This is a genomic window from Herbaspirillum sp. B65, assembly GCF_000333555.1.
GTDB classification, from domain to species: Bacteria; Pseudomonadota; Gammaproteobacteria; order Burkholderiales; family Burkholderiaceae_D; genus Herbaspirillum; species Herbaspirillum rubrisubalbicans.
In genome coordinates this window covers 1-6,858 of record NZ_BADI01000817.1, presented here as the reverse complement: position 1 = coordinate 6,858, position 6,858 = coordinate 1, and the positions used below count along the sequence as shown (strand labels likewise).

7 protein-coding genes are annotated in these 6,858 nt (G+C 63.8%); 3 read left to right on the top strand and 4 right to left on the bottom strand.

From position 1 onward, the window contains the following. Positions 1–551 (top strand): methyltransferase C-terminal domain-containing protein (locus tag I5W_RS19520; protein ID WP_044530474.1); only part of this gene is annotated, 551 nt, incomplete at its 5' end. 10 nt (positions 552–561) lie between these two features. Continuing rightward, positions 562–2,274, top strand: coding sequence for a hypothetical protein (locus I5W_RS19515; RefSeq protein WP_044530471.1), 1,713 nt, complete (start codon positions 562–564; stop codon positions 2,272–2,274). 27 nt (positions 2,275–2,301) lie between these two features. Here the strand turns inward: I5W_RS19515 and rfbD are convergent, their stop codons facing one another. The 4 genes from rfbD to I5W_RS19495 all read right to left on the bottom strand — a co-directional run bounded on the left by rfbD (position 2,302) and on the right by I5W_RS19495 (position 5,925). Further along, positions 2,302–3,252, bottom strand: a complete 951-nt coding sequence (gene rfbD, locus I5W_RS19510; protein WP_017449823.1) for a dTDP-4-dehydrorhamnose reductase — start codon at positions 3,250–3,252, stop codon at positions 2,302–2,304. A gap of 28 nt (positions 3,253–3,280) precedes the next feature. After that, complete coding sequence (gene rfbC, locus I5W_RS19505) at positions 3,281–3,799, bottom strand: dTDP-4-dehydrorhamnose 3,5-epimerase (protein WP_199901767.1); 519 nt, start codon at positions 3,797–3,799, stop codon at positions 3,281–3,283. 71 nt (positions 3,800–3,870) lie between these two features. Further along, a complete protein-coding gene (galE, locus tag I5W_RS19500; RefSeq protein ID WP_044530470.1) occupies positions 3,871–4,881 on the bottom strand; it encodes a UDP-glucose 4-epimerase GalE in 1,011 nt (336 codons plus the stop codon). A gap of 258 nt (positions 4,882–5,139) precedes the next feature. Then, positions 5,140–5,925: an alpha/beta fold hydrolase gene (locus I5W_RS19495; protein WP_044530469.1), complete on the bottom strand. Its 786-nt coding sequence runs from the start codon at positions 5,923–5,925 to the stop codon at positions 5,140–5,142. Between the two features lie 213 nt (positions 5,926–6,138). Here I5W_RS19495 and I5W_RS19490 point away from each other — a divergent pair, with 213 nt between their 5' ends. After that, on the top strand, positions 6,139–6,774 hold the full coding sequence (locus tag I5W_RS19490; RefSeq protein ID WP_252717121.1) for a hypothetical protein: 636 nt from the start codon (positions 6,139–6,141) through the stop codon (positions 6,772–6,774). Positions 6,775–6,858: the final 84 nt, after the last annotated feature.

Here is a 6,858-nt window from a genome sequence, read left to right as displayed (position 1 = left end):
CCCTGCAGCGCTTAATGCAGGCCCAGGGGCTGCGCGTGTATGACGTGGAACCATTGCCGACCCATGGCGGTAGCCTGCGCATCTACGCCTGTCATGCCGATGCGGCCATCGCCACCACGCCGGCGGTAGCAGCCATGCTGGCCCGCGAGCGTGACTTCGGGCTGGAGCGCATCGAGGGCTATGCCGGTTTCCAGGCGCGTGCCGAAGAGATCAAGCTGCAGTTGCTGTCCTTCCTGCTGGAACAGAAACGCGCCGGCAAGAAGGTGCTGGCCTATGGTGCGGCGGCCAAGGGCAATACGCTGCTCAATTATTCGGGTGTGCATCCCGACCTGTTGCCCATGGTCGCCGATGCCGCTCTTTCCAAGCAGGGAAAATACATGCCAGGCAGCCATATCCCCATTGTTTCACCGCAGCGCCTGCTGGAGGAAAAGCCGGACGTAGTGCTGATCCTGCCCTGGAACATCAAGGATGAAGTCGCCCAGCAACTGGCGCAGATCCGTACCTGGGGCGCTCGCTTTGCCATCGCCGTGCCGCAGTTGCAGGTTTGGTGAGGGGGCTACGATGAACATCCATCTCTTGCAGATCGTTTCCCCTGGCGGTTCGGCCGCTCCCGGTTTCCTGCCAGTGCTCGGCACCACGCCGGGGGCCTGGGGCGATCTGGAGGCCATGCGTCGTTTCTTCCGCGAACAGGACATCGATACGGCCTCCTGCTACGGCTTCGTCGGCACGGATTTTCTGAATCAGACCGGACTGGATGCGGCAGGCCTGCGCGCGCTGATCCAGTCTCATCCCGAAGTCCATGCCTGGACTTTCTTCCCCACGCCGCTGGAGGCTTGCGGCAACCTCAACCTGCTGCTGCAGGGGGAGCGCATGTTGAGCGGGTTTGCCCGCACGGCGCAGGATTTCCTGCAATCTCTGGGTCTGCAACTGGACCCCGCTCACTTCTTGCCGCAGTGGCAGAACAATGTACCCAATGGCTTCATCGTGGCCAAGCCGGCTTTCTGGCAGACCTGGTTCGATCTGGCTGAACGCCTGCACCTGGCTGCCGAGCAAGCGGATGGCCCATTGCGCGTAGCGCTGCAAGCCCAAGCCGCGTCAGGCGCGACCGCCAAGTCCCTGCTGGCCGAGCGCCTGGCTTCGCTGGTGCTGGCGCTGGATCAACAATTACAGGTCTGGCATTGCCCGAGCACGCTGATGCCGGCGGCCAAGGCCCTGCCTGCCGCAGACATGGCCGAACTCGATGCCTTGCGCTCGGCCTATGCCGCCAGCGGCGAGGCGGTCGACCTGCAGCGTTTCGAGGCCCACAGCGCGTACCTGCGTCAAGCGCGGCGCCTGCCATCATCGCCGCCCAGCGCCGCGGCGGTGGCCACTGAGCGGCTGCGCTCGGTCTCGCAGCTCAGCGGTGCCCTGACTTTGGCGCAAGTGCCCGATACGGCAGCCACCCAGGCCGCGCGCGGCGAACTGGTGTTCGGTTGTATGACCCACGTACCGCTGCCGGTGAAGTTTCCCGATTACGTTCTGCCCATCTATCTTGGCCAGGCCCAGCATGAGGGAGCGCTCAACCTACGCGATCTGGCCCCGCAGTGGGTGCCGTATCACCCCATCGTGGCCGGCATGTTGGGTAACTTCGCCTTGCGCAATCTGATCCTGCGTGACTATCCCAAGGTCAAGCGAGTGGGTGTATGCCTGTATCGCAAGTTCGTTTCTCGCGAGCGTATCAGTGGCATACCGGCTGAGGACAACTGGATGATGGATGTGGTGTCGGACAAGGAATTGGCCCGGCAGTCCCTGGAACAGATGCTGGAGCCGGGTAACCAGGACTTCCTGGTCGGCAAGACCTGCGGCTTCAACGTCGGCGGTCAGAGCGCCGGCTATCTGTCGCACTACGCGGTCTCGCACCATGCCGAAGACCTGCTGCGCTATGCCGCTGCCGCGACCGAACTGGGGGTGTTCGGCCGCAGTGAGGCTGAACTGTTCTTCAATGAAAAGACCTTCTTCATGGGCGGCATCGAGATGGGGGTATTCCCGGCCGATTTCTGGCTGCGCACAGTCGAGCAGATCGAAGCCGTCACCTGGTATTGCGTGCAGCATTACGAGACCCGCCGCGAGGGTTATCAATCCCGCGCCTGGGCCTTCTGTGCCGAACGCCTGGGGAGTTACCTGCTTCTGCGTGAATTGCGTAGCCGTTATGGCGACCCCGGCTACATGCGCTTCTTCGGCCAGTTGAACCTGCTTACCCGCGGCGACCAGACCAAGTACGTACCCAGCCACTGAGCCTCCGGCATCAGGCTCGTATGGGCGTCAATCAGGCAGCAAACGCCCCTGGTCGAGCTGGTAGTGCGCGATGATCTGCTGCAGGCAAGCCAGTGCGTCTTCATCCCAGGCGGGCAGGGTCAGGCCGAAGCTGCGTTCCAGCTTGCTGCAATCCAGGCGCGAGTTCAGCGGGCGTTCGGGCGGCGTGGGGTAGGAAGAAGTCGGCACCGGGGTGATCTGCTCCAGCCCCTTGAGCTTGAGCGTGACACCGCGTGCCATCAGTTCGCGCGCGATTAATGAGGCATAGCCATGCCAGGAAGTCGCGCCACCGGCGGTGAGGTGGTAGATGCCACTGGTGACTGCCACTTTCTCGCGTCCGCCATCGGTCCCGGCCAACATTCGACAGCAGACTGCGGCGATGGTAGAAGCCCAGGTGGGCGCGCCTAACTGGTCGCCGACGATGGTATAGCTTTCTTTCTGTTGTGCCAGGCGGATGGCGGTCTTCATGAAATTGTTGCCGGCCAGGTTGTAGACCCAACTGGTCCGCAGGATCCAGTGCGCCGCGCCGCTTGCAGCAATGGCCAGCTCACCTTCGCGCTTGGTGGCTCCGTACACGTTGAGCGGGTTGGTCGGCATGTCTTCGGTGTAGCGTCCGTCATGGCGTCCGTCGAACACGTAGTCGGTCGAAAAATGCACCAGTGCCGCCCCCAATCGGGCAGCCTCCTCGGCCAGCACGGCGGGGGCCTCGGCATTGAGGCGACGCGCCAGTTGCGGTTCGGATTCGGCTTTGACCACGGCAGTGTAGGCCGCCGGGTGCAGGATCAGATCGGGTTGGGCGTGGCGCACGGCTGCGCGCAAGGCAGCCAGGTCGGCCAGGTCGAGTTGCGCGTGCGTGGGGGCGATCACCTCGATGCGGGCCGGCATGGCACGCAAGCGCCGCAGCAATTCTCCCCCGACCTGGCCGCTGGCGCCGGTGAGCAGGATACGCATGGATTTCATGATCCGGCTTTCATCAAAGTGGGCGAGTTCATGGCGTCTCGAATACTTCTGCATCGAGGAAGGGCGTGCCGCGTTTATCCTTCTCCGACATGATCGGTTCGCCCTGCAACTGCCAGTCTATCGCCAGGGTCGGATCGTTCCAGAGGATGCAGCGTTCGTGCTCGGGCATCCAATAATCGGTCGTCTTGTAGAGAAACTCGGTGTCCTCTTCAAAGACCGAAAATCCATGTGCAAAGGCCGGCGGGATCCATAGTTGCTGTTTGTTCTCTGCACTCAATATCGCACTGAACCACTGCCCGAAGGTCGGCGAAGCGCGGCGGATGTCGAGGGCCACGTCCAGTACCCCATCTTTCACCGCGGGCACCTGCTTGCCTTGCGGGTGCCGGATCTGGTAGTGCAGTCCGCGCAGTACGCCGCGTGCCGACCGGGAATGGTTGTCCTGGACGAATTGCACATCCACTGCGGTCTGTTCTTGGAAGCTGCGTTGGTTGAAGCTCTCATAGAAAAAGCCACGGCTGTCCCCGAACACCCGAGGTTCGATCTCCAGATCGCGACCATAGAAGATGTTGTCGCCCAGGATCGGTGCCGAGGGATCAGCACCGATGAAGTCTCGCCCGATCAGGAGGTGAATCCATTGGGATTGTTTTGCTGCCAGCGCCAGGAGTCGGCGCACATGGCATCCAGTCCAAGCTTGGCTTCCCAGCCCAGCTTGCGTCGCGCCTCGGCAGGGTCGGCATAGCAGGAAGCAATGTCGCCCGGGCGGCGCGCCGCGATGGTGTAGGGGATGGGTTTGCCGGCCGCCTTCTCGTAGGCCTTGACCACATCCAGCACACTGTAGCCGATGCCGGTACCAAGATTGACGGCAAAGCATTGCGGTGCGGTCAGCGCCTGCAGCGCGGCGACGTGGCCGGTGGCCAGGTCCACCACGTGGATGAAATCACGCACGCCGGTGCCGTCGGGTGTGGCATAGTCGCCGCCCCAGATGCTGAGTCGTTCGCGGCGTCCCACTGCGACCTGGGCGACATAGGGCATGAGATTGTTGGGGATGCCACTCGGATCTTCACCGATCATGCCGCTCTCGTGGGCACCGACCGGGTTGAAGTAGCGCAGCAGGGCGATCTTCCAATCGGGATGGGCGCGGTAGTAGTCGCGCAGCATGTCCTCGATGATGATCTTGCTGCGGCCATAGGGGTTGCTGGCCGACAGCGGATGGGATTCGGTCAGCGGCAGGTATTGCGGATCGCCATACACCGTGGCCGAGGACGAAAAGACGATGGTCTTCACGCCCGTGGCCTCCATCGCCTCCAGCAGGCGCACCGTGCCGACCACGTTGTTGTCGTAGTACATCAGCGGCTGTTCCACCGACTCGCCCACTGCCTTGAGGCCGGCAAAATGGATGACGGCCTCGCACTTGAATTCACGCAGCACGCTTTCCAGCTGCTCGCGGTTGCGGATGTCACCCTTGACCAGCGAGAGCGACCGCCCGGCAATCTTCTGGACCCGCGCAACCGATTCCGGGCTGCTGTTGCAGAAATTGTCGAAGACGATGACTTCATGGCCTGCCTTGAGCAGTTCCACGCAGGTATGGGAACCAATGTAGCCGGCACCGCCGGTGACAAGAATATTCATGTGAGCTTCGCTTGTTAAGTTGGCAACGTGATGATTATGTCAGAGTCTGCGCGGTCCCTCATTTTTGTTTGGTCTGGTGGCGGGATCCGGAGCAACTGAGATTAGAACATGCGAAGGGCGGCGCGCAAGCGTGAAACAGCCGGGATTTTTCTTCATTTGCCCCGTTTGCGGCAGGGCGGGTTCGCCAGCTAAAAGGCCGTCGCCCGCATGACGCGGGCGACGGCCCTTGCCGCCAGAGGCGGGAGTAAGCAGACAGGCTTACTTGGTGGCGGCGACTGCTTCCAGGATCACCTTGGCGACGTCGGCCGGACGCGATTGCTGCGGCACGTGGCTGGCGGCCAGCTCGGTGGTCTTGGCGTTGATCTGCTTGGCGAAGCTGCGTTCCAGCGCAGGCTGGATCATGCGGTCCTGGGTGCTGACGATGTACCAGCTCGGACGGGTCTTCCAGGCTGCGGTCTCGACCTTGTCGCCGAAGGCCTTCATGGCGATCGGGCCCTGGGTGGCGGCCATCACGGCAGCCTGCTTGGCCGGCACGTCCTGGGCGAAGTCAGCGGCCAGCGCGGCCGCCGGCAGGCTGGCGAAACCGGCCTTGTCCACCGACAGCTTGGCGATGCCCGGGGGCACCGGCAAGTCCTTGCCCAGGTCGCCCGTTGCCTGGCCGGCGTCCGGTGCGAAGGCGGCGACGTAGACCAGGCTGGCGACCTTCTCATGGTTGCCGGCTTCGGTGATCACGGTGCCACCCCAGGAGTGGCCCACCAGCACTACCTTGCCCGGCTGGTTGTCGATGGCGCGCTTGGCGGCAGCGACGTCGTCGGCCAGCGAGGTCAGCGGATTCTGTACGGCGGTGACCTTGATGCCCTTGGCCTGCAGCAGCGGGATGACCTTGGCCCAGTCCGAACCATCGGCGAAGGCACCGTGGACGATCACGACCGAGGGTTTTTCGGTCGCGTCGGCGGCCATGGCATTGCCGCCGGTGAAGGCGGCGGCGATGGCCAGCATGCCGAGGCCGGTCTTGAGGCTGAAGCGGGTGGAAGAGCTTTTCATGGTGTTCTCCTGTTCAAATAAGAAGGTGTATCGGGGTGGTGTGTTGCAGTGAGGCCAGTATAGGAACGCCCTTGCGGCGCTGGTATCGGTCAATTGACCGACCCCGGGCGGCGGTGACGATGAGGCGCTGCGATTGTGGCCGCTCACCGCCGGCCTGCCCATTAACCGAAGAGTTGATTGCAGGAGGCTCGCACTTGCCGCTACAGTGTCGGGATGCTTCCCGACGCCAACCCGATTTCCCCTTCTTCTTCGCCTTCCCCGGCCGTGCAGGCCGCCCCCGCCATCGTGGACGCGCCGCCGATGATCGCCGCCGGCACCGCCGTGCAGGTGCTGGCGCTGGTGGGCGATCTCAGCATGGGCCAGCCTCCCGACCAGTCGCGGCGCACAGCGGCGCTGGCCGCCCGGGTGGCGCAATTGGAGGGCGCCCCGCCCGAACTGGTGGAGCAGGCCCAGCTGGTCTCCTGGCTGCGCTGGTCCGGCTGCACCGCCAATGCGGCCGGCTTTGCAGGCCTGCTCGGGGACGACGTGGGCGGGCGCGAGGCCATGCTGCGTGATGGCTTGCCCGCCGACCATCCGCTGAACTTCACCACCATTGCGCCGCTGGCGCGTATCCATTGTGAAGTGGCGGGGGAGGTGGCCAGCCTGCTGGGTTTGCGCGCTGGCGTGGAGGCCGGCTTGCGCCATGTCTGGGAGCATCATGACGGCAGCGGTGCGCCCCAGCCGTCCACTCGTGCGGCGGCCCCCTCCTTCTCGCGGCGCTGGCTTTGCGCCAGGAAATCCTCCAGCGCCTTGAGGTTCTTCTGGTTGGCCTCGGTGGCCAGATCAGAGCGCACCCACAGGCTGTATTGAGAGATGACCTGCTCGGCCAGCCGGAAGCGCTGCTCGCGCAAGGCTTCTTCGGCCGACTGCTGGTTGTGTCCGGCCTGCTCCAGT